General features: G+C 49.9%; 15 protein-coding genes, 1 tRNA gene and 3 pseudogenes. 12 read left to right on the plus strand and 7 right to left on the minus strand.

The window, feature by feature from the left end:
* From PREMU_RS11500 to PREMU_RS11510, 3 genes are all read left to right on the plus strand, one after another.
* A complete protein-coding gene (locus PREMU_RS11500; protein WP_007575523.1) occupies positions 1-2,511 on the plus strand; it encodes a family 20 glycosylhydrolase in 2,511 nt (836 codons plus the stop codon).
* 16 nt (positions 2,512-2,527) lie between these two features.
* The gene (locus PREMU_RS11505; RefSeq protein WP_007575524.1) at positions 2,528-4,165 is read left to right on the plus strand and encodes a beta-N-acetylhexosaminidase; all 1,638 of its coding nucleotides are present in this window, start codon (positions 2,528-2,530) and stop codon (positions 4,163-4,165) included.
* A gap of 102 nt (positions 4,166-4,267) precedes the next feature.
* Positions 4,268-5,014 carry a peptidylprolyl isomerase gene (locus tag PREMU_RS11510; protein WP_040558364.1) on the plus strand — a complete coding sequence of 249 codons (747 nt, stop codon included), beginning with the start codon at positions 4,268-4,270 and terminating at the stop codon, positions 5,012-5,014.
* A gap of 161 nt (positions 5,015-5,175) precedes the next feature.
* On the opposite strand, the gene PREMU_RS11515 is transcribed toward PREMU_RS11510, so the two are convergent.
* From PREMU_RS11515 to menC, 3 genes and pseudogenes are all read right to left on the minus strand, one after another.
* On the minus strand, positions 5,176-6,387 hold the full coding sequence (locus tag PREMU_RS11515; protein WP_007575528.1) for an MFS transporter: 1,212 nt from the start codon (positions 6,385-6,387) through the stop codon (positions 5,176-5,178).
* A 233-nt stretch (positions 6,388-6,620) separates the two neighbouring features.
* Positions 6,621-7,629, minus strand: a pseudogene (locus PREMU_RS15745) (AMP-binding protein).
* Between the two features lie 12 nt (positions 7,630-7,641).
* Positions 7,642-8,661: pseudogene (gene menC / locus PREMU_RS15750) on the minus strand (o-succinylbenzoate synthase); the annotation flags it as partial.
* Between the two features lie 425 nt (positions 8,662-9,086).
* On the opposite strand from menC, the gene PREMU_RS11530 reads away from it, so the two are divergent.
* Positions 9,087-10,206, plus strand: a protein-coding gene (locus tag PREMU_RS11530; protein WP_007575530.1) for an IS5 family transposase whose coding sequence is annotated in 2 segments (ribosomal slippage) — positions 9,087-9,326 and positions 9,328-10,206 — 1,119 coding nt in all. Because the reading frame shifts where the segments join, the coding sequence is not laid out codon by codon here.
* 508 nt (positions 10,207-10,714) lie between these two features.
* Here the strand turns inward: PREMU_RS11530 and PREMU_RS14665 are convergent.
* Positions 10,715-10,942: pseudogene (locus tag PREMU_RS14665) on the minus strand (IS66 family transposase); the annotation flags it as partial.
* 178 nt (positions 10,943-11,120) lie between these two features.
* Here PREMU_RS14665 and PREMU_RS11540 point away from each other — a divergent pair.
* Positions 11,121-12,515, plus strand: coding sequence for a C10 family peptidase (locus PREMU_RS11540; RefSeq protein ID WP_007575531.1), 1,395 nt, complete (start codon positions 11,121-11,123; stop codon positions 12,513-12,515).
* Between the two features lie 388 nt (positions 12,516-12,903).
* Here the strand turns inward: PREMU_RS11540 and PREMU_RS11545 are convergent, their stop codons facing one another.
* Positions 12,904-13,821 carry a GYF domain-containing protein gene (locus PREMU_RS11545; protein ID WP_007575532.1) on the minus strand — a complete coding sequence of 306 codons (918 nt, stop codon included), beginning with the start codon at positions 13,819-13,821 and terminating at the stop codon, positions 12,904-12,906.
* Between the two features lie 168 nt (positions 13,822-13,989).
* Between PREMU_RS11545 and PREMU_RS11550 the strand changes: the two genes are divergently transcribed.
* From PREMU_RS11550 to PREMU_RS11560, 3 genes are read left to right on the plus strand one after another with little or no spacing between them, the layout of a single operon-like run.
* On the plus strand, positions 13,990-15,417 hold the full coding sequence (locus PREMU_RS11550; RefSeq protein ID WP_007575533.1) for a methyltransferase RsmF C-terminal domain-like protein: 1,428 nt from the start codon (positions 13,990-13,992) through the stop codon (positions 15,415-15,417).
* Positions 15,348-15,875 (plus strand): dihydrofolate reductase, encoded by a 528-nt coding sequence (locus tag PREMU_RS11555; protein WP_050796429.1) that lies wholly within the window; start codon positions 15,348-15,350, stop codon positions 15,873-15,875. The genes PREMU_RS11550 and PREMU_RS11555 overlap by 70 nt, the downstream gene beginning before the upstream one ends.
* Entirely contained in the window at positions 15,838-16,947 is a 1,110-nt protein-coding gene (locus PREMU_RS11560; RefSeq protein WP_007575536.1) for a nucleotidyltransferase family protein, read from the plus strand. Before PREMU_RS11555 ends, PREMU_RS11560 begins: the two co-directional genes overlap by 38 nt.
* A gap of 150 nt (positions 16,948-17,097) precedes the next feature.
* On the opposite strand, the gene PREMU_RS11565 is transcribed toward PREMU_RS11560, so the two are convergent.
* Positions 17,098-17,589: an Lrp/AsnC family transcriptional regulator gene (locus PREMU_RS11565; RefSeq protein ID WP_007575538.1), complete on the minus strand. Its 492-nt coding sequence runs from the start codon at positions 17,587-17,589 to the stop codon at positions 17,098-17,100.
* 296 nt (positions 17,590-17,885) lie between these two features.
* Positions 17,886-17,968, minus strand: a tRNA-Tyr gene (locus tag PREMU_RS11570).
* Between the two features lie 576 nt (positions 17,969-18,544).
* On the opposite strand from PREMU_RS11570, the gene PREMU_RS11575 reads away from it, so the two are divergent.
* The 4 genes from PREMU_RS11575 to PREMU_RS11590 all read left to right on the plus strand — a co-directional run bounded on the left by PREMU_RS11575 (position 18,545) and on the right by PREMU_RS11590 (position 23,368).
* On the plus strand, positions 18,545-19,174 hold the full coding sequence (locus PREMU_RS11575; RefSeq protein WP_007575540.1) for a TetR/AcrR family transcriptional regulator: 630 nt from the start codon (positions 18,545-18,547) through the stop codon (positions 19,172-19,174).
* A gap of 81 nt (positions 19,175-19,255) precedes the next feature.
* Positions 19,256-21,304 carry a TonB-dependent receptor gene (locus tag PREMU_RS11580; RefSeq protein ID WP_040558368.1) on the plus strand — a complete coding sequence of 683 codons (2,049 nt, stop codon included), beginning with the start codon at positions 19,256-19,258 and terminating at the stop codon, positions 21,302-21,304.
* A gap of 7 nt (positions 21,305-21,311) precedes the next feature.
* Positions 21,312-22,124 (plus strand): class I SAM-dependent methyltransferase, encoded by an 813-nt coding sequence (locus tag PREMU_RS11585; protein ID WP_007575544.1) that lies wholly within the window; start codon positions 21,312-21,314, stop codon positions 22,122-22,124.
* Positions 22,125-22,147: 23 nt separating this feature from the next.
* Positions 22,148-23,368: a YncE family protein gene (locus PREMU_RS11590; protein ID WP_007575546.1), complete on the plus strand. Its 1,221-nt coding sequence runs from the start codon at positions 22,148-22,150 to the stop codon at positions 23,366-23,368.
* Positions 23,369-23,378 lie beyond the last annotated feature (10 nt).

Below are 23,378 nucleotides of genomic sequence, written 5' to 3' on the forward strand. Positions count from 1 at the left end.
ATGAGATTTTCTTTAAACAAACCTTTCAATATGAGCCTATTGGCACTGTTGTGCTTAGGAAGTTCATGTAGTGTGACCCCTCGCCAGGCTCCTTTGGTACTCACGTGGCAAATGGATTCGCAGACGGCCGACAGTGCCATCAAGCGCAATGCGTTTATCCTCAAGAATGTTTCCTCAACCTCGGTTGATGGAGATTGGGCCATTTATTATTCACAAATGCCCAAGAACATCAGCCGAGTGTTGACCCCACAAGTGACCATCAAGGCGGTCAATGCCAACTTCTTTCAACTTAGCCCCACATCGGCCTTTCGGTCGTTGCGCCCTGGCGATTCGTTAGTGATTCGTTATGAGTCTACCAGTTCCACCCAAGGAATCTCGCAGGTGCCCGAAGAAGCCTATTGGGTGGCTGGCCATAAGGGAGGCGAGGGTAAGCCTTTGGCGGTTAATCTGCATGTCGTCAAACCCGAATGGGAGGCAGCGAAGCTTAACCGTATGGCACGCCTTATTTATCAGAATAATGCCGTGTTCAGCCCAGTTCCTGCCCTCACGGCTTCCGACATCCTGCCTTCTGTCAAGCAAGTGGAGGCCGATAAGGAAGAGGGCTACTTGGAAATAAAGAACGAGGTGGCCTTGCAATCACAGCCCGAATTAGCGAACGAGGCCCTATTGCTCAAACAGCAATTGGAGGAGCACCATCATCTAAAGGTTCACCCAGGCGCCTCCTGTGTCATTTCGTTGCGCCTTTCTCAAGATAGTGCGCTGACAAACTGTGCCGAAAAATACGTCCTTCGGGTGCATAAAGGGGGAATCGACATCGTCAGTGCCACTCCTCATGGCGTTTTCAATGCCACCCAATCCTTGTTGGCAATGCTCCAGCAGTCTCATGCCACAAAGCGGTTGGCTTGGCAAAAGATAACCGACTATCCCGATATGAGCTACCGCGGCTTCATGCTCGATGTGGCCCGAAATTTCACGAAGCCACAAGACATCAAGCGAATCATAGACGTTCTCTCCTCTTATAAAATCAATAAGCTTCACATTCACTTGACAGACGATGAGGGATGGCGCTTGGAGATTCCGGGATTGGAGGAACTTACCGCCGTGGGAGCCCATCGGGGTCACACACTGGATGAGGCCCAGTGGCTCTATCCGTGCTATGACGGCAACTTCGATCCCACAGCGTCGACCTCTGGCAATGGCTTTATCAGTCGTCAAGCCTTTGTGAATCTCCTCAAGTATGCGGCGCAACGCCACGTTCAGGTCATCCCCGAGATAGAGGCTCCAGGCCACGCCCGGGCCGCCATCGTGGCCATGAAGGCACGCTACAATAAGTATAAAGCCACCGACAGGGCCAAGGCCGAGGAGTTTCTCTTGAGCGAAGCCGAGGACACCTCTCGCTATGTCTCGGCCCAGTCCTACACGGATAATGTCATCAATGTGGCCCTTCCCTCCACTTATAGATTCATGGAGAAGGTCGTTTCGGAGGTTCAGCGCATGTATGCTGATGCCGGACAGACCTTGGCCAACATCCATTTGGGTGGCGACGAGGTGCCCAAGGGTGCGTGGATGGGCTCTCCGCGGTGTCGCCAACTTATGGAGCGGCAGCGTTTCGGTGGGCAACACGACTTGTTTGAGTACTTCTATCGTCGCATGGGCCAGCTGGCAGCGCAGTGTGGTGTCAAGTTTTCTGGCTGGGAAGAGGTGGGCCTCCACAACACGGCCGAGGGCGATCGTCAGCTTCTTCCCCGTGTGGAGAATGTGTATTGCTGGAACACCGTGCCCGAGTGGGGCGGTGATGTCGTGCCCTACACCGTGGCCAATAAGGGCTATGGAGTGGTGCTTTGCAATGTGAGCAACTTCTATATGGACCTCATGTATGCACCTCTTTTCGATGAGCAAGGGCTCAATTGGGCAGGCACGGTCAACGAGTCGAAATCGTTCGCAGCCCTCCCTTATTCCATCTACCGGTCTGTTCGTGCCGACTTGATGGAGCGTGCCATTGACATCGACTCTGTGGCAAGAGGCAAAGTGGCACTGAAGCGTGAGGCTATGGCCAATATCAAAGGAGTGCAAGCCCAACTTTTCAGCGAGACTATCCGCTCTTTTGATAATGTGACGGCCTATATTTTCCCTAAAATCTTAGGTTTGGTAGAACGTGGATGGAATGCTCATCCCGCATGGGAGGCTCTTCGGGGCGCTGCCGAGGAGAAGTCTTTCCACCAAGATCTCTCTCTTTTCTATAAGAAAATAGCGCTCAAGGAGTTGCCCCGCCTGCAACAACAGGGACTAACTTTCCACTTGCCTGCCCCTGGACTGCTCATGAAGGAGGGCCTCCTCTATGCCAATACGCCACTCACGGGGGCCGTCATCAGATATACCACCGACGGTTCTGACCCCACGCTCCAGTCGCCCCAATGGACACGTCCTGTGGCTGTTCAGGCCAAGACCGTCAAGGCACGACTGTTCTATCTGCATCAACAGAGTGGCATCACCACGATTAATAACCTTTAAAACACTCATACTGACAATGAAAAGATTCAATAAAACATTTTGCAGAAGCCTGCTTCTCTTGTTGTTTTTCACCTTGCAACTATCCATCATGGCGGCCTGTACCGATAATGATAGCCACGAGTCCGTGGGCACTTATGCGTCACATGTAGACATCATTCCACAGCCTGTGACCATGAACTATGGTCAGGCCGACATGCTCCTGCCCTCATCGGTGAGCCTGTCAACTGATTTCAGCGACATTACGGCGCAGCTGCTCAAGGAGTCGCTCACGAAGATGGTGCCCCAAGCCACCGTCACTACTGCCGCCAACGAGCAGGCTTTTATCCGTACGGAGAAAGACAACACGCTCAAGGAAGAGGCCTACAAGTTAGTCATTGCCGACAAAAGCATCACGATCAGCTATGCTTCGCCACAAGGAATGCTGTGGGGCGTGCAGACCTTGCGCCAGATTCTTCTCCAAGGAAAGTCTTCCTCTGCGGGATTGTCGCTGCCCCTGCTTTCCATCACCGACCAGCCTAAGAACGCTTGGCGTGCCTTCCACATTGATGTGGTCCGCCACATGTTTACGATGGACTATCTCAAGAAGCTTGTCGACCAGTTGTCTTTCTATAAAATCAACCGGCTTCAAATGCACCTCACCGATGACCAGGGATGGCGCATAGAGATAAAGAAATATCCCTCGCTCACCACTATTGGTGGTTGGCGAACGTTCGACAAATATGACCGTGAGTGCTTGCAGAAGGCTGCCACCGACCCTTCCTATACCATCGACGACCGTTTCATTCGCAATGGCAATGAGTATGGAGGCTATTATACGCAGGCACAGCTCAAGGAATTCATCAACTATGCCACCCAGCGGGGGCTTGAGGTGATTCCCGAAATCGACATGCCAGGCCACTTCTCATCTGCCATCAAGGCCTTTCCAGAGCTCTCTTGTACGGGTGGCACAGGCTGGGGAGAAGAGTTCTCCAACCCTATTTGTGCAGGAAAGACCCAAAATTACGCTTTCCTCAAGGACATTATCTCTGAGGTGGCCGACCTTTTCCCGAGCAAGTATTTCCATATCGGTGCCGACGAGGTGGAGAAAACATCATGGAAGAACTGCCCCGACTGCCAGGCACTCATTCGTGAGAAGAACTTGAAAGACGAGGATGGACTGCAAAACTATTTCGTTCACGAAATGGCAGCGTTTGTCCGCAGCAAAGGCAAAGAGCCGATGGCATGGGACGACGCCTTCCATGAGACGAATCCAGAGCAGCTGCTCTACACATTCTGGAGAGACTGGAAAGCCGACGAGGTGGGCGAAATGACCCAGCGTGGCCTGCCTGTCATCTTCATGGAATGGGGTCATTTCTATCTCAGCGCCGACCCCACGGACGAGCTTCTCAAGGAACTCTACAACTTCGACTTCCAACCGAAGTTCAAAGGTGTCGTCCGTCAGAACATCAAAGGCTATCAGGCTTGCGTTTGGACCGAAATGATTCCCAATGAAACGAAGATGGGAGAGCACCTCTTTCCCTCGCTTCAAGCTTTTACCGAGCTCACTTGGAGCCGTCAGGCCGACTGGGGTTCGTTTGTGAATCGCCTGCCATGGCATCTTAAATTCTTGCATGACGACGGTCTCACCTATCGCACGCCCGACTTTTTAAAATAAGGAAAAGCTTGCCGCAATGAAATAATCTGGCTAAATTTGTTGTGCCTTAACAGGGCCATCGCCCTGCGACGACATTTTTATTCATCACAAAACAACACTTTTATGCCTACAAAAATAAAGATTAGCACCACGGAAGGAGACATCCTCGTGAGGCTTTATGACGAGACACCGGCGCATCGTGACAATTTCGTGAAGCTGGCACGTGAGGGCTATTTCGACGGAACACTCTTCCATCGGGTCATCAAGGACTTCATGATTCAGGGCGGCGACCCCGATAGCCGCAACGCCCCTAAGGGCAAACGGTTGGGCACCGGCGGTCCCGACTACACGCTGCCGGCCGAAATGGTCTATCCACAGCTGTTCCATAAGCGTGGCGCCTTGAGTGCGGCCCGCCTTGGCGATGAGGTCAACCCACAACGGGAGAGCAGTGGCAGTCAGTTCTACATCGTGTGGGGAAAGACCTACAAGCCCGGTGAACTGAAGCAGATGGAGCGCCAGATGGCCATGCAGCAGGAACAACAGGTGTTCGACGGCTTGGCCCGCCAGCACCACGATGCCATCCTCGACCTGCGCCGCAAGCGTGACCGGGCGGGATTGCAGGCCTTGCAAGACCAACTCGTGGAGGAAACCAAGGCGCAATGCAAATCCTTGGGACGCCCCGCTTTCACGCCGGAGCAGACCGAGGCCTACACCACCTTGGGCGGTACGCCGTTTCTCGACAACCAGTACACCGTGTTTGGGGAGGTGGAAGAAGGCCTTGACGTGGTGGAAAAGATTCAGAACCGTGCCACTTCGGCCGATGATAGGCCCGTGGACGACGTCACAATGACAGTCACTGTGGTGGAGTGAGAAGACTCTTTCCTATTCTAATAACAAGGGTGGGCATCAAGCCAAATGCTTGATGCCCACCCTTATTGTTTCATTCTTGTTTTCTCTCGGACCAGGCGGACAGGTCTGACAAGTCCGACTGGTCCATGTCAAAGCAGCTCCTCTGAAAATGCGCCATGCTGTTATTCCTTTTTCATTTTGGGCAAGAAAATGGCCAAGATGCCCATGAGGGGCAGCAGGGTGCTCACCTCAAACACGGTTTGCATGTTGGTGCTGTCGGCCAGCCAACCGAAGAAGCTGCTGCCGATGCCGGCGAAACCGAACGAGAGACCATAGAAAATGCCGGCAATGCTGCCTGTGCTGTCGGGCATGAGGTCGGAGGCAAACACCATGATGGCCGTGAAGGCGGACGACATGATGAGGCCAATAATAATGCTCAAGACGATGGCGCCGAAGAGTGTGGAGACGTAGGGCAAGGCCAAAGTGAACGGAGAGACGCCCAAGATGGAGAACCAGATGATGCCTTTGCGCCCATATTTGTCGCCCACCACGCCCCCGAGGATGGTGCCGAGCACCTGCGCTGCCAAGTAGGCGAAGAGGCAAAACTGGGCTCCCCGCTGCGAGATTCCGAATTTGTCGATGAGGAAAAACGAGAAATAATTGGTCATGCTGGCCGAATAGAAGTTCTTGGAGAACATCAGAACAAAGAGCACGAAGATGAAGAAATAGATGTGGCGGCGGCTGTAGGAACGCACGGTGGTCCAGCGGGCACGGGTCTTCTTGTGGCTGATGCCGGCCTGACGGGTGTGCCATCGGCCAATGAAAAAGAGCAACACCGCCAACACCAAGGTGATGACCGATATCCAGAGAAATGCCCTGATGCCATGGGGCAGGATGACGAGGGCCGCGATGATGGGGCCAATGGCATAGCCGCCGTTGCCTCCCACTTGGAAGATGCTCTGGGCAAGGTCCTTTCGTCCACCCGACGCCACTTGCGCTATCTGGGCCGCCTGGGGGTGGAAGATCGACGAGCCACAGCCTATCAGCGCCACGGCGATGAGCAGTGTGGCATAGCGTGAGGCAAAGGAAATGAGCACCACGCCCACTAACGAGAAGAGCATGGCCACGGAGAGTTGCCACGAATGGCGGTGATGGTCGGCATAGCGGCCCACCCATGGCTGGATGAGCGATGAGGTGATTTGAAACACGAGGGTGATGATGCCCACCTGAATGAACGACAAGGCAAAGGTTTCCTTGAGCATGGGATAGATGGCAGGCAGGATGCTTTGGATGCTGTCGTTGAGCAGATGGCAGAGACAGACGGAGAAAAGCACGCCATAGACAGTGCGCTCAGTGTCGATGGGCGTGGCGGTGGATGTTGGAACGTTATCCATTTTGGTTCTAAATGATTATCTATTGATTTTTAAATGATGATCTATTGAAAGCTGAATGATGGGCTGTAGGCCTCTTGCAGGGAGCCCTTTTGTGTTCAGAAGGCCGTTTTATTTTTTACTTTCTTCTTCTCTATCACTCAAGAAACTCCTTTTTTACTTTTCAAAAAGCCGTTTTACTTTTTTACCTTTTTATCTTTTTACCTTTCAAAAGGCCCTTTTACTTTTTTACCCTTTTACTTTTTTACCTTTAAAGCTTTGTTTGCATATAGCTCTGCTTTGGCCCTTGCGGGTTTTCCGGTGGCTGTGAGGGGCAGTCGAGGGATGTGGAGATAGGTGCGTGGCACCCAGTATTTGGGCAGCGCCTGCATGCATATTTCAGCCACCTCGGCCATGTCCGTGTGTTCAGTGAGCAGCACGACGGCCTCGCCAAACTTAGCATCCGGGCGCCGGGTGATCATGAATGGATGGTGCAGGAAGGGCCTCAAGGCCTCCTCCACCTCTTCTATTTGTATCTTGATGCCGCCCGAGTCGATGACGTTGTCTTTGCGACCGAGAATGCGAAACTGGTGGATGCGGGTGCCATCGGGCAGCGTGCGGGTGCGCAGTTCGGCCCGGTCGCGGGTGACCAAGGTGTCGGCACACACGTCGGGGGCGTCAATCACGAGGCAGTCGTCGGCGTTGAGCCTGACGCTGACGCCCCCGCATGGGCGTGTACCACAGGCTTGCCTCGGGTCCGCTGATGCGACGAAGGGCGATGTGCGACAGCGTCTCGGTCATGCCATAGGTGCTCCACACGGCGTTGGGGAAGTCGCGGAGTTGGCGTTCCATGTCGGCGTCGATGCTGCCGCCACCGATGATGAGGTGGGTTATTTGGCGCAACATCTGGCGCTCCTCGGCCACTTGCAGCGAGTTGTAGACCTGCAGGGGCACCATGGCGGCGAAGTGGGGTGCTGGTTGTCCTACGAGCGTGGCCAAGGGATGGCCGTCGGGGGCGACGGTGATGAGCTTGAGGCGGCGTTCCAAACTGCGCACCACCATCATCTTGCCGGCGATGTATCCCATCTTCATACAGAGCAGAGCGGTCTGTCCGGGTTGCAGTTGGAGGTAGTCACAGGTCGTTCGGGCCGAGGCCAACATGCGACTTTTTTCCACCCGCAACGGCTTGGGGTGCCCCGTGCTGCCGCTTGTGCGCACTGTCACCGTGGGGCTGTCGTCGTGCCATTCCTCCAAAAACGAGTCCATGCTGTCCTCCGTCCACAGCCGGTCGCCCTTGATTTTGAGGGGCATGGCGATGTTGTCGGTGAAGAGCAGGCCCGTGCCCAACCCTTGCGGGAGGCTGATGGCGGGGCCGTAAACCTTGGCACAGAGGTGAGCGATGGCGTTGAGACCAATGTTGCTCTCCAATGCCGAGGTCATCCAACTGCCGATGCCACGCTCCCGAGCCATGCCAATCCATTCCTCCGAGCCCCGCATGCCGCCGTGGAGCGAGGGCTTGAGGATGATGTATTGGGGGCGAATGGTGTCGAGGATCGAGGCTTTCATGTCGGTGGTGTTCACGCCGATGAGTTCCTCGTCGAGGGCGATGGGGATGGGCGACTCGCAGCACAGCCGTGCCATGTCGGCCCACTGGTGTTGCCGGATAGGCTGTTCGATGGAGTGGATGTCGTAGCGGGCGAGAGTCTCAAGGCGTTGCAGGGCCTCCTGGGGCGTGAAACCACCGTTGGCGTCGAGGCGCAACTCAATCTCTTTAGGGCCAAAACGTTCCCGGATGTGGCGCACGAGCGCTAATTCATGGTCGAAGTCGATGGCGCCAATCTTCAGTTTGACACAGTGGAACCCCTGCCCCATCTTGTCCTCCAAGCGCCGCAGCATTTCCTCATAATTGCCCATCCACACGAGTCCGTTGATGGGAATGCCTTCCTCGCCACGGGCAAAGGGGGTGTCGAAAAGCCTGCTGCTGCCCTGTGCTTGCAGCTGTGCGAAGGCCGTCTCGAGGCCAAAGAGCATACTGGGATAGGGCCTCAACGTGTCGTAAGGGATGTGGCCCAACTGCTCCGTGAGCCGACAGAGCTCCCGCAGAATGCGCTCGTATTCGGGGATGGCGTCGCACGACAGGTCGGGTAAGGGGGCGCACTCTCCCACTCCTTTGATGCCAGGCTGCTCACTGTCGGTGAGCGTGAGGAAGTAGGAATGGCGTGTGAAATACACTCCCCGTGATGTTCCAGCGGGTTGCTTGAAGTGGAGTGTGCGGTCGGTTATCGTTATTTTATACATAGAATCATTATTTTTTGGACATTATAACTTATTTTTTAGACAGAGTAACAGGACGAACAGAGCTGCCGCCGTGGACTTTTAAAAGGTAAAATAAGACTTTTAAAAGTCTCTTTTATATCCTTTTCATACTTATTTCCCAATTATAATATACTGTTAATCATATACTTATGGGGTGTAAGAAAATTAAGCATGAATCATCATTCTTATTTTTCTATATAGTTATAAGCCGTAAGATGCACGTGTACTCTTCAATGTATTGTTGGCCACGGTGTAGGCATAGCAGGCTATGGGCATGAAGTGGAGCACCATATGATCCAACGTTTTAGTTAATGGGATATTCTATAAATTTACTCATTAATTATCAATGTTTTATTTGTATATCTCGACAAAATTTCGCACCTTTGTAAGTAGGAACAGACGAAATCATGCAGAAGGAAACCATATACCGCGAGCCGATGAGTGAGAGCCTCTTTGAGAAGGAGTTCACCTTAGACGCATTGTCCAAACTCGGAAATCCCCTTGAGCGCCTCTCGAAGCTCGTCGACTTCGAAATGTTCCGCCCGATACTGGAAGAGGCCCTGCTGACCAAGGAATGCAAGTCCCAGGCCGGCCGCAAGCCCATTGATGTAGTGTTGATGTTCAAAGTCATATTCCTTCAACGTTATTTATGGCTTGGGCGACCACCAGATAGAGTTCCAGATAGTCGACCGTACCAGTTTCCGCCAGTTCCTTGGCATCCATACTGTGGCTGAGGTTCCTGACGAGAAGACGGTGTGGGCATGCAAGGAGAAGCTCTGCAAGAACGGCACATTCGACAAGCTGTTTGATGAGTTCCGTGCCTTTCTTGACCAGAAGGGACTTTCCTTCAACGAAGGCAAGATCATCGATGCCACGTTCGTAGAGGCTCCCAAGCAGCGCAACTCCCGCGAGGTGAACAAGACCATCAAGGAAGGCCGGGGCGATGAGCTCTGGAATCCCGAGGATGGGGACACTGCAAAAGAGAGGAAGCACAAGCGCTACGTCAAGTCCCACAAGGACATAGAAGCCCGCTGGACAAAGAAGCGCGGTGAGGTTCACTACGGCTACAAGGACCATGTCAAGGCAGACAAGAAGACCAAGCTCATCGAAAAGCACTTCACAACATCCGCCAATGTCCATGACTCAAAGGTTGTCGGTCAGCTCTTGGAAGACAAGGACAAAGGACAGGATCTCTATCTGGATGCAGGCTATGTCGGGAAGGACCAGGAAGTCGAGGACCACGGCATGAATCCCATCATCTGCGAGAAAGGCATGAGGAACCATCCTCTGACCGAGGAGCAGAAGTCGAACAACCGCGAGAAGTCAAAGGCGAGATGCCGCATAGAGCACATCTTCGGCTTCGTAGAGGGAGCGATGAACGGCTCTATCGTGAGAAGCATCGGAATGCTCCGCGCCGCTGCCGCCACAGCTCTAACAGACCTCGTCTATAACATCTTCAGATATGAGCAGTTCTGCCGTTGCCAGCCTGGCCTTATCAAGGAAGCACTGGCTTCTGTGCAGGGATAACTGCGCCCAAACGTGTCAAATCGTCAAAAACAACAAGTCAATGAGTGGATAAACGACCTCTATCGCTAGCTGAACCTCCCTGTTGAGGAAGGCAATCCCGATTGAAAGATTCGGACGGGATAGCTTCCACTCGAATTTATGAATTAATAGAAGTTACCTTAAGTATTAGGTTAGTAGGTTTTATTTTTGGTTTTAATCGCAAAAGGAGGGTGTATCATAATTAGAATTTATGGTGCATCCTCTATTTCTTTTAGTTGATTGTAAGAGTTTTGACACACTCTCCTATTTGTTCTTTTTAAGACGAAGGTCATAGTCTGAGGAAGTCTGGTACAGACTTCCGGGGATCCTCATCCACAATACAGAATCGTTCACACCATATTTGAAGCGGTTCGTGCCGATGGGGAATCCTTCGCCATCAGATTCAAAGAAGATCGAGTCAGACTTAACGCGGTAAGAGCCATGGTCTTTTTTCTGATTGAAGCAATAGAACACATCAATAGAATAGGCACCATTGCTGTTTCTTGTCCAGCTCTGTCAGGTACTCCAGTTCCCGTAGCAGGTGTGCAAGGCATACTTGATGATCGAGGAAGTCGAGGACGAAGTATGCGCTGTGACGGTCGGTCACAGCCACCATATTCTTCAGCGAGTCTCCGAACCTGTCCTCAAGGACCTTTGAGGCCCGCCCCGTGGCGCGGAAGCAGAGCGTTACGTATGCCGTCTGTGCTATCCATGCCCAATGTTGAAAGTCTGCAAGGAAGTTGTATTGCTATATATGCTATATAGTTACCATTACCCACATGAAATGTTATAGAACTGTAAAAAATAATATACAATGATAAATTTTCTATCATATATTTGCAGTTATATCAAGTATTATATATATTTGCATTTGTGTAACTAACATTATATAGAATATGAAGAAACTATTATTTTTACTTCCATTAGCCTTATTAGTATTTGCCTGCTCTGATGATAAAGAGTATGTAAATAGCAATCAAACAGTAGATCTATCTCCTGCAGAATACATTAGCCTTGCATTTGATCAGACTTCAACAGATATAGGAGAAGACAAAGCAGTTGAACTCGTAAATGATTTTTCAAAAGGTATAAGCACGCAAGCCTTGAGCGTGCCTCCAGGACATATCGTTAATAAGTATTATATAAATAATAATTATTGCTTGACGCGAAGTTATAGTAAAGCGGAAAATAGAATTCCTATTTATGTTGTTTCACTTAGTAATAATACAAATAGTGGCTTTTCTGTTGTTTCTGGTGATGCCAGAAATCCTTGTGTATTAATGTATTCAGAGCAAGGTAATATCAATGATACTACAAAAAACGAAGGAGCTAAGTATATGCTTAAAGAAGCAGAACTTTCTTTACAAAGAAGACTTTGCGAGTATAAAAACATAAGCGACTCATTAAGAGAGAGAACTATCGAAAAAATAAGAAAACAATTAAAAGTTGACAAGGTAGATTTTGAACAGATAAAAAACAGAATAAGAATTATAGGAGGAACACGAGCTTCCGGAATTGAGAATCCAACAGAGGGAAGACTATGGAAGGAAGTAAAACCTTTAATTTCAACCAAGTGGAATCAGAATTCACCATACAATGATTCATTAGAAGCGACAAAGTCGCCTGATAGTGAAAATATTTTTTACTATGGTGGTAGAAATGCCGTTGGATGTACAGGGACTGCTGTTTCTCAAATTGTGGCTTTGTATCAGACAATACCCTCGGCATATGGGGTTTCATTTAATTGGGAAGAAATCAAAGCTAACCCAAAAATTACGACATATTACTCGTCTGAGGATGTTAAAAAGCAAGTGGCAAACCTTTGTAAATTTGTAGCAATAGGAATAGGAACCAAATGGAGTGATGGGGGCGAAGGAGGTGCTAATATGAAGAACTCATATAATTTCCTTAACAACAATGGAATTACATTTGACACAGGGGATAAATACGAAGGATTTGATATGAATGCAGTGCGCATCGTAGAATCTTTAGATTTAGGCTACCCTGTCTTCGTTACAGGACAAGCCGAAGCTGGAACGAGAAGTTCATCCTCTAATTCTGAAGGCCATTGTTGGATATTAGATGGCTGCCAAATGAGAACAAGACCTGCCATGACCAGAGCCGTTGTTAAAGCTAACGACGTATATGTTCATGCAAATTTTGGATGGGGAGGAGATGAAGATGGCTATTATCTTGTTGATCGAAACACAACCAATTTGACATTTGAAACATTCTATAACGGAAAGTATAACCAGAATCTTCGATTATTTACACGCGTTAGAAAAAAATAAAATAGTTACTATTACAGACACATAGTCATATATGAGCATAGAAATTTGAAATCTATGCTCATATATTTTAAATTTTTATATATTATTCTCCCCTATTTATTTATGTACTTTAGCCTATAAAAGCAGACAAGAAGAAATTAACTCCGATCGTGACAAGGTCGAGCCTAATCTGTGAGTACGCAATTGAAAGACAAAGAACAAGAAATGAATAAACAAAAAGAACAAGGTAAGAGAAGGATGAAGTCGCAAGCCCGAAAAAAAGACACGAGGGCTTATGAATGCCCGAGTACCCTCATGAAAGAGCAACGGGAGGAGTGGTTGCGGAGGATTTACCATAAAATCGGATGATGGTACATCCTCCTTTCCCCTATTTGTCGGTGCAAGCGTTTTACAGTCCTTTGAGGAATTTCTCCACTTCATCGATGATCTTTCCGATCCCGCTTGCGGTGGTGCTGTCTGTGTTCTGGTCGATCTCTTTCTTCATTTCCTTGCTCACTTCGCTGCTGACTTGGTTGATGACATGCTTGCTGACCTTCGCGCCTATCGCCATGGCGCTGTCGGCAACCTGGTTGGCAGCCTTGTCGATGTCGCTGTAGTTGCTGTCGTCGCTATTGTCATCAGTCGCTGTCGACCGCATCGATTCACTGACATGCGACTCTATCAGCTTCGATACGGCCTGTGCAACGTCGGTCTCATCGGCCGAGAACACCTTGCCGAAGATACCGAAAGAGGTGCGCACCTCTCTGTCGTCGCTCAGCTTCATGGTTGTTGTCGACCAGAATAGATAGTTGTGATAGTCGAGCATGGTGTCGATGGCTGTGTTGATGATCGGCATGGCGATGGTGCCGAGTATGGTCGAACCGATGGCCTTGAAAGGGTCGCCGCTGCCGTCATCCGACAGTTTGGCGAGTCCTTGCGTGATGTTTTCCTTGATGATCCGCTTGTGTTCGTCTTTCGGCGGGTTGGTCATGGCCATGACAAGCAATACGACAACAGCGACGATGCCGGCCACTGTCCAGGCCTTGCGATGGTTCTTTGCCGGTGCCTTTTCGCCGGAAGGAGCGCCGTTGCCCGCTGTCAGTGCATTGTCATAGGGTGGTATAGGCGGGGCGGATGGCGTAGCTGTCGGGTTCGGTGTGCTGTCGGCATAGAACAGCGGCTTCAGTTCTTCCACCTTCCAGGCTGGTGTCCAGTCCGCCATGCCTTCCGCCCAGACGAGAGTGTCGGAAGAGATCTGTCGCATACGCAACTCTTCGAGATCGTAAGGTCCTTGCTGCGCGTTGTTGACAATAATAAAGTACTTCATTGTTTTCTGCTTGAATGGTATGTGATTCTTCTTTTAATGGCGCAAAGTTAGCAATTCTCATGAATATATGCAGCGTATGGACTGTTATTTATCTCTTAAATGCTTGCGTAAGAGATAGAAAAGCCTTAAATTTGCATATACGGAGCAGGCACAGGCCTGCCACAAAGCATGTTACCCGTAGATTTCACAGCATACACACGGCAGTTGATGGGTGCGGAGCTCTATTCCCAATTAGAGCAAGGTCTTGCTGAGGAGGCACCCGTCAGCGTCCGTCTCAACCCTTTTAAGGTCTCTCCACACCTTGATGGCGTGGAGGCGGTGCCCTGGTGCTCCATGGGCTACTATCTGAACGGCCGCCCCGCTTTTACGTTCGACCCGTTTCTGCACGCCGGTCTTTACTATGTACAGGAGGCGTCGTCGATGTTCGTTTGCGAGGCTGTCCGCCAGTGTCTGCCGATGTTGGGCCTGGAGCAGGAGGGCGCCTCCCACGGACAAGTCCTTGACCTTTGCGCCGCCCCGGGGGGCAAATCCACGGCACTTCGCTCCGTATTGCCTTACGGGGCATTGCTTTTCAGCAATGAGCCGGTGAAGACACGGGCCAGCGTCCTCAAGGAGAACATCATCAAATTCGGGCATCCTGACACCATCGTGACCAATAATTTCCCCCGCGATTACCAGCGTGCAGGCCTGTCGTTCGACATGATTGTTGCCGACGTGCCTTGTTCAGGCGAGGGCATGTTTCGCAAGGATGCCGGTGCCATTGCTGAATGGAGCCCCGGCAATGTGGAGAAATGCTGGCAGCTGCAACGCTCGATCATAGAGGATATCTGGCCTTGTCTGCGCGCGGGCGGGGTGCTCATCTATTCCACGTGTACCTTCAACGCCCATGAAGACGAGGAGAATGTGGCCTGGATTGCCACGACGTTGGGAGCCGACTTCGTTGAGTTGAAGACTCGGCCGGAATGGAATATTACAGGTCCACTCACCGGTTCATCGCCCTGTTACCGCTTTATCCCCGGCCGCACGCGCGGCGAGGGGTTCTTCATGGCGGTGCTCAGGAAGCGCGGCGACAATCCCCGCCGTGGCCCCGTCGCCCTTTCCAGCAAGCGGAAAGGCCGTCAGCAGGGCGCGCCTTCACGGAATGAGCATGCGGCGCTTTGGCTGGATGGTGACTTCGTAGAGGCAGAGGACAGGGGCTGCCTGCGGGCTATACCCGCCTGGTGGCAGCCTTTATACAGTCGTGTGAGGGAGCTGTTGCACGTCGTCCACGCCGGAGTGGGACTGGGAATGATGAAGGGTCGCGATCTCATCCCTGACGCGTCGCTGGCTCTGAGCACAGCCTTGAAGCGGTCGGCATTCCCTCAGGTGGACCTGACCTATGCCGATGCCGTCCGCTTCCTGCGTAAGGAGGCGGTGGCCCTGCCCGCTGACACGCCCCGCGGATTTGTGCTCGTCAGCTACCGGCAACAGCCGCTTGGCTTCGAGAAAAACATTGGTAACCGCGCCAACAACCTCTATCCACAGGAATGGAAAATCAAAAGCACGCATCTCCCCGACTCAGCATCATCGTTGCCATGTCGCCCCATCACGCGATAGGCTGCGGTGGCAAGCTGCCCTGGCATCTGCCTGAAGACCTGGCCCGTTTCCGTGAGTTGACATGGGGCCACACCGTCATCATGGGCCGGAAGACCTTTGTGTCATTGCCCCATGGTGCGTTGCCTGGGCGCCGAAACATCGTTGTGAGCCGGACTGTCTGCCAGTTGCCGGGGTGCGAGGTCTATGCTTCGCCTGAAGAAGCATTGCGGCATTGCGATGCGTCGGAAGAGGTTTTTGTCATTGGAGGAGCCAGTCTTTACCGCTGGGCACTGACCTTGGCCGACAGGCTTTACATCACCCTTGTATCCGCCGAGCCCCGTGCGGCCGACACCTTCTTTCCCTCTTTTGAGTCAGATGGCTGGCACGAGACGGAACGGGACCAGCGTCAAGGATTCGCTTTCACATTATGGTTAAGAAAAGATGAAAATAGATATCAGCCCCCTCATTCCGTTTTTTAAACTCCTCCGGTTGGGCTTAGGCACATCCTCCGACACGGCTCTGCCCGCTTCGCCTGAATGGAAAGAGATATTCGATATTGCCAGTCAGCAGGGCCTTACCGCCGTGATGATCGATGCTTTCGAGCGTCTTTCCAAGGAGCAGCGCCCGCCCAGAAAGGTTCTCTTGCTGTGGATCGGCACTGCCATGGTCATGGAACGAGACTACGCCAACTATACATCGGGCATCGCTTCGCTGGCATCTTTCTATGCCCGTCATGGCATAAAGATGTTGTTGTTCAAAGGTTACGCCTGTAGTCTTTGTTGGCCTAAAGCGGAGCACCGGCCCACGGGAGACATTGACATCTATCTCTTCGGCAAGCAACAAGAGGCCGACCGGTTGGTGGCTGAGGAGCTTGGCATCAAGGTGGACTATGGTTACCATAAGCATTCCGTCTTCCTGTTTCAGGGAACAGAGGTTGAGAACCATGCCACGTTTGTTGATGATGTGACCCATAAAAGCAACATCCGGTTTGAGAAGACACTGATGACGGTGTTGGCAGAAGAGCCTTGCATAGAGAGTCCCATCAAGAATGTCTTCTTCCCGTCTGCTACTTTTAATGCGCTCTTCTTGCTTCGGCATACCGGTGAGCATTTTGCATCCAATGAGATCTCGCTGCGTCAGATCATCGATGTGGGCACTTTTTTTGAGCATTACCACACACAGATCGATTGGAAAAGGGTCTTTGACATTCTCGAGCGGGAGCGCATGTTGGACTTCTTCAATGGCATCGCAACCGCTTGTGTGGATTATTTAGGAATGGAGGCATCGTTTTTTGGCTCTTCTGACGGTCTGTATTCCTTTCAGTGCGACGGCATGCGGGCCAACCGCATCTTGAGCGACATTTTTGAACAGAAGCAAGTGTTGCCCATGTCAACGCATGGGCTTGACACAACGGGCAAAAAACTTAAATATTCCATTGATAAAAGCTTGCGTTGGTGGCATAACCGTTGGAAGTATCGGTTGGTTTACAATGAGAATCTATTTGAATCGTTCTGGTGGCTGGCAAGAAACAGAATCAAGAACATTCATTGAGGCGGGGAATGTCAATGGCAAGAAAACAAAAAGGCAGCCTCTGCCCTCGCCAATCATGCTATTGACAAACAATAGTTTCTTTGGCGGTCGCAGAGGCTGTATTCTTCCGAGGGGCTGTTCTGTCAGCCTCTTCTTAGTCTCTTCTGTGATTTAGAGTTTGTTGTCATCAGTCTCGCGGGAGACGTAGCCAATGGGCAGTTGGCGTTCGATGACGGCATTGAAGCTCACGATGGTCTCCGAACGGGAGAGGCCGAGGGGCTGCAGCTTGTCGTGGATGATGTTGAGCAAGTCGTGGTTGTTGTGCGCATAGATCTTGATGAACATGTCGTAGCCGCCCGTGGTGTAGTGACATTCCGTCACCTCTGGAATCTGCCGAAGCTTCTCCACTACCTCATCAAACTTCTCGGGGTCCTTAAGGTAAAGCCCCACGTAAGCGCAGGTCTCATAACCTATTTTCTCGGGATCGATGATAAATTCCGAGCCTTTGATGATGCCCAATGCCGTGAGTTTCTGAATGCGTTGGTGAATAGCGGCTCCGCTGACGTTGCAAGCCCGTGCCACCTCAAGGAAGGGAATGCGGGCGTCGTCTTGAATAAGTCGCAGGATCTTCCTGTCTAAAGCATCAATAATTTGCCGTGCCATTGTTTTCGTGTTTTTATTGGTGGCACAAAGTTACAAACTTTTCTTATAATCAGCAATGTTTTTTTTCGGAAAATCGCAAGAATGGCATAAAAAGTCTTTTAAGTCTATATTTTTGTAAGTTGAAAGATGAAAACTGGTTGTTAAATTCTGCTTTCCGGATTCGTGGACATAGGCTTGCCGTTCCTTCTTTGTGCGATGTGAGACGGGACATAAAAAACACACGCAGGTGCTTCACAGCGGCTGCGTGCTCAAAACATGTACAAAGTTACGAAAAAAATTATTCCTATTGAAGTCTGTGGGTGGTGATGGATTCGAACCACCGAAGGCAAGAGCCAGCAGATTTACAGTCTGCCCCATTTGGCCACTCTGGTAACCACCCGTGCCTTGTTTCTCAAAAGCGTTGCAAAGGTAATGTTTTCAGTAGTGAACTGAAAAGAATCTTATTGTTTTAACGATTGTTTAACATATGACCGTCTCTGTCAGTGTGCTTTTCTGCCTGTTTCCGTCACGCGTTGCCTTTACGGCGTAATGGCGTTGCCTTTACAGTGCAGACGCGTTGCCTTTACGGTGTAATGGCGTTGCCTTTACGGTGTAATCGGAACGCAATGTAACTGAGATTGCAGCGCAATGTAACTGAGATTATCAAGCAAGCAGATAAAAGTAAAAATACCAAGTCACTTTTCCCCTTTCCAGAAGGTTTCTTTCTTCTGCAAAGCTTTACTATTGGTTCCCGCCATAAAAATGGGCTACCCCTTATGCTTTATACCTACTTTTAGGTATTGTTTCTTCTCTTTGAATATGCTAACTTTGCAACCTAAACATGAATAAAATGAAGTATAAGCCCAAGTCCATAGGAAATACGTCACCAATGACTTTGCAACAAAGCGCACCGCCCAAAAGGTCGTGCGCTTTTTTCGTGAACAAAAATGAACTTTGTTCATTAAAATAATTAAACATGCGTATTAGAAATAAAGAGGAAGAGGTTTTCAAGCGGATTCTTGCTGTTGCCCGTCAGGAATTCATCGAGCGTGGGGTCAAGAAGGCTTCCATACGTCATATAGCCCAACTGTCGGGTGTGGCGCTTGGCTCTATATATAAATATGTGGAATCGAAGGATGAACTTCTGAGACTTGTACTTTCCCCTTTACTGGATGCCCTTTCAGGCTATGCCGACCTTTATGGCACAGACGGGAAGCAGTCGCTGGAAATCTTTTCTGCTTACACAAATCCCAAGACAACGATACAGGAAATCTCTCACATCGTGAGATTATACAGGGCAGAAATGAAATTACTTCTGTTTGATACAGCCGGAACTTCTTTACAAGATTTCATGGCACGGTTCAACGACAGGATGGCAAGTATCAGTATCAGGTATTTGAAAAGCATGGGACAGAAATATCCCGAATTAAAAACAGATTTTTCTCCTTTGCTGATGCGGATTGTCAATTCTGGTTGGAACGCGGTGCTTCTTGAACTTTCTTTACATGCAGAACTTGACGACAGGGAGATTGAAGATATAATAAGTGGTTATATTTCCTTCTGCAAAGGCGGATGGAAAGGTTTGATGAATGTAAACATAGAATAAATGAGAACATCAAAAGATACTTTTATGACAGCTGTCTGCCTGTTTGTAACAATAAATTCACAAGCACAGCATGTAAATCCCATGGTTGTACGGGAGGACAGCATTGTCCACCAAATACAGGAGGTTGTGATAAGCGGGAAAACAAAGGCACGCATTCTTCGAGAACAGGCCATGCCCATTACGGTCATCTCCATGAACCAACTGCGAGGTACGGTGAACGGCATAGAGGACGTGCTTGCCAAGACAGCCGGTGTAACGATACGATCGGTTGGTGGTGTGGGCGGTGCTTCCAGAATATCCGTTCGCGGATTGGAGGGAAAGCGCATCGGCTTTTTTATTGATGAGCGACCCATGTCGGACAACTCCGACTATATGGATCTTAACGACATACCCATTGACATGATAGAGCGCATTGAGATTTATAAGGGGGTAGTCCCGGCAAAGTTTGGCGGTTCGGCTTTGGGTGGTGCTGTCAATATCGTTTTGCGCGAATATCCTAACCACTATGCAGACGTCAGTTATGCCATCGAATCGTTTAACACGCACAAGGCACAGGCTGTGGCCAAGCGCAATCTGAAGAATGCAGGCATCGTATTCGGACTGGGCGGCTCCTATACCTACTCCGACAACAACTACAATATGGAGATACCCGACATGGAAGGACTTGTTGTTCGCCGCGACCATGACCGATACCATAAGACTCTGGCTGGTGGTTCGCTAAAAGCCACTAAATGGTGGTTTGACAAGGTGGAACTCGAACCATCGTTTATTGATACTTACCGCCAGATACAAGGCATTACGAGCGACATACGCTCCGCCTTGGTAAAGTCGAGAGTTTTCTCTGTTACCAATAACCTAAAGAAACACGACTTTCTTGTGGAGGGGCTCGACTTCGATATGTCAACATCGGCATCATACGCCATCTACCAATTGATAGATACTGCCAAAACATGGCATGACTGGGCAGGGAATGCATACCCCACCACATCAATATATGGCGGTGAACTGAATAAATTTGCCTCCAACTCCAAAGACAAGAAGATGGTTGTTACGAACAAACTCAATCTGACATGGCTCGTTGCCTTGCAGCATTCCCTCAATTTCAATTCCTACCTTACCATCGTGAACGGTTATCCCAAAGACAACCTGAGAATGCTCAGTATTGGTAGGAAAACACAGTTCGACTCGCGTACTCGTAGTTGGGTAGGGGGGCTAACGTATGATTTCCGTACCAAGGACGACAAACTATTAAACTCGTTTACCACACGGTTCTACCATTACTCCACCTCCACCCGCAAGACAGATGTCTTTGGTAGCGACGTGAGGGACATACACTTAACCAAAAGCAATTTTGGAGTGAACAATGCCCTGCGTTACCGTTTTCTCCCAGTGCTGATGGGAAAGTTATCGGCAGGTTACGACGTGCGTATCCCGACCGAGACGGAATTGCTTGGCGACGGCTATTCTGTTTCGCCAGCCACATCACTCCTGCCAGAGCGCAGCACCAGCGTCAACCTTGGAGTGCTGTATGACCTTATGGGACATAACCGCTCCAATTTGCAAGTGGAAATCAACGGATTCTACACTTACATGCGGGACATGATACGCTTTATGAGTGGTATCTTGGGAGGCCAGTATCAGAATTTCGGATGTATGCGCACCATAGGTGTGGAATGGGATGCCAAGGCGGACATATTGCCTTTCTTGTATGGCTATATGAATGCCACCTGGCAGGATTTGCGGGATGAGCGCAAGACAGCAGAGAACAGCAATGTGCCCAATCCCACAAAGGGGAAACGAATGCCAAACATTCCCTACCTGTTGGGGAATGCCGGTTTGGAATATCATAAGGAAAACCTGTTCGGAGGAAAAGGACAGAATACACGGATTTTCTGCGATGTTTCATTTATAGAAGAGTATCTCTACGACTTTGAGATGACCGCTTCCAGCCAACGACGTATTCCACAGAGCACAACCATCGACCTGGGATTTGAGCATAGTTTTCTTGGACAAAGGCTGTTTGTGTCGGGTAAGGTTAAGAACCTGACTGATGCTAAGACCATGACGGAATTCAACTGTCCGCTACCTGGCAGGAGTTTCGGTATAAAACTGAGATATGTATTAAAATAATAAGAGAATGAAAACAGAACAACTTACAAGCATTCCAGAGACAATGCTGATAACGCTCTGGGCGAAAGCGCAAGAGGCACACCGTCCTGATGCGCTGCTGCAAGATCTCTATGCAGCACAGATGATTAAGCAGATAGACTATGATTTCTCCAAGTTCAAAGCGGCAAAAATGTCACAAGTCGGCGTTTGTATACGTGCTAAACTGATAGACGACGAGACGCAACGCTTTCTCAGTGAGCATCCCGATGGAACTGTCATCCAGCTTGGCGCAGGCATTGATGCCCGTTACCAACGTCTTGGTTGTCCGTCTGTGGGGCATTGGTACGACCTCGATTTGGAAGAAGTCATCACCATTAGGCGCAAACTTATTCCTGAAACGGAAAACAACACCTGTATTGCCATGTCGCTCTTCGACTACCAATGGATTGATATCATTAAGAAAGACGGTCGTCCCGTGCTTATCATCATTGAGGGTGTGTTGATGTATTTTGAGGAAGACAAGGTGAAAGAATTGATGAATGAGCTGTGCAAGCGATTTGACAAGGCGACCGTGCTGATGGATATTCTGGTATTTGTTGCCTTGAAGCACGCCAAGCAACATGAAGCAGTGGGCAAGACAAATCATAAGGCGGAGTTTCTGTGGTCTGTGCTGTACGCTGAGGATATGGAGAAGTGGAACAATCGCTTGCACCTCACGCGTGAGTATTTCATGAGCGACTATGACCGTGGGCGTTATCCCTGGTTACTCCGAATACTCTATAAGATACCTTATTGTTACAGACGGCTCAACCAACGGGTGGTACGATTGGATATTTACTAATTTCAACATAAAATTTCAAGACAATGAAAATCAAGATGATGATGACTGCGGCTTTACTCGTCGTGGCAATGCTTTCAAGTTGTGGAAGCGACAATGAGACTCCGACCCCGCAGCCCGAGACAAACGTAGGGAAGTTCCTAATTGAAACAACGGTAAAAAACCCTGCGGGGAACGATGGTGCGTCCTATATGCAGTTGTTGAAAGAGTTCTCTGGAAGTGCCGACAACTCAAAGGCTACCCAATTGGGATTTGCATGCCCCATGTGCGTGTATGGGAATGAGGTCTACGTCTTCCCTCCCTATAGCAAAAATGGAGTGCATGCCGTACAGAAGTACGTCTACAATGCACAGACAGGTCTCACACTCTCGGGCCGCTTGAATATTCCTGCGCAAGCTTCTGTTTACAGCCTCGTGAAGGTGAGCGATACCAAGGCCTACGTGCCGCTTTACAACGTAGGGACGGTGTGGATTGTCAATCCGCAGACGATGCAGAAAACCAGCGAGATAAGCCTTGCCAAGTATGCCCATGCCGACATGAGTCCAGATCCAGCACAAGGCTTCGTACGTGGAGACAAGCTGTATCTGCCTTTCGACCAAATCAGTACACAAGAATTACCCTATCCTGAATATCAGCAAGTGGATGTAGCCATCATAGATATCAAGACCGACAAGGTGGATAAAGTTATTTCTGAAACAACAACCGGGCTTAGTTTCCCGACACGCCCCTATGCTACGAACATGATTTTTGAGGACGAAAGCCACGACTTGTGGATAGCTTGCTCTGGCTATTTCGGCTATGTCCCAGGCATGGATAAGAGCGGATTTGTATGTATCCCATTTGGCAAAGACGAGTTTGACACGTCAAGGTCATGGGATATCTCACAGACAACTATCGAGGGGACAAGTTACAAACCTGTTTCCATCTACAACTGCAGGTATATCGGGCAGGGGCGCGTTGCTGCATTCGTTTGCATTTCCGAACTTAGCGGCAACAACCCCTATACCGCCCGAAACTGTATGGCTGTGGAAATGGATTTGAACAAACGTACCATCAAACGTATTGCCAACATTCCATTGGCCGAGGGTAGCATTAGCACGTTTATTGGCGCATACGGCAAGCAGATTGTATTCAGCATATATGGTGAGAAAGAGATCGGCTTCTTCACTTACAACCCAGAGACGGGAAAATCCGTTTGCTCTTTGAACACAACGGGCAATCCTGTGTTCTTCCATTACTTTGAATAAAAGTGGTGCT

Origin of the sequence: Hallella multisaccharivorax DSM 17128, assembly GCF_000218235.1 — a bacterium.
GTDB lineage: Bacteria > Bacteroidota > Bacteroidia > Bacteroidales > Bacteroidaceae > Prevotella > Prevotella multisaccharivorax.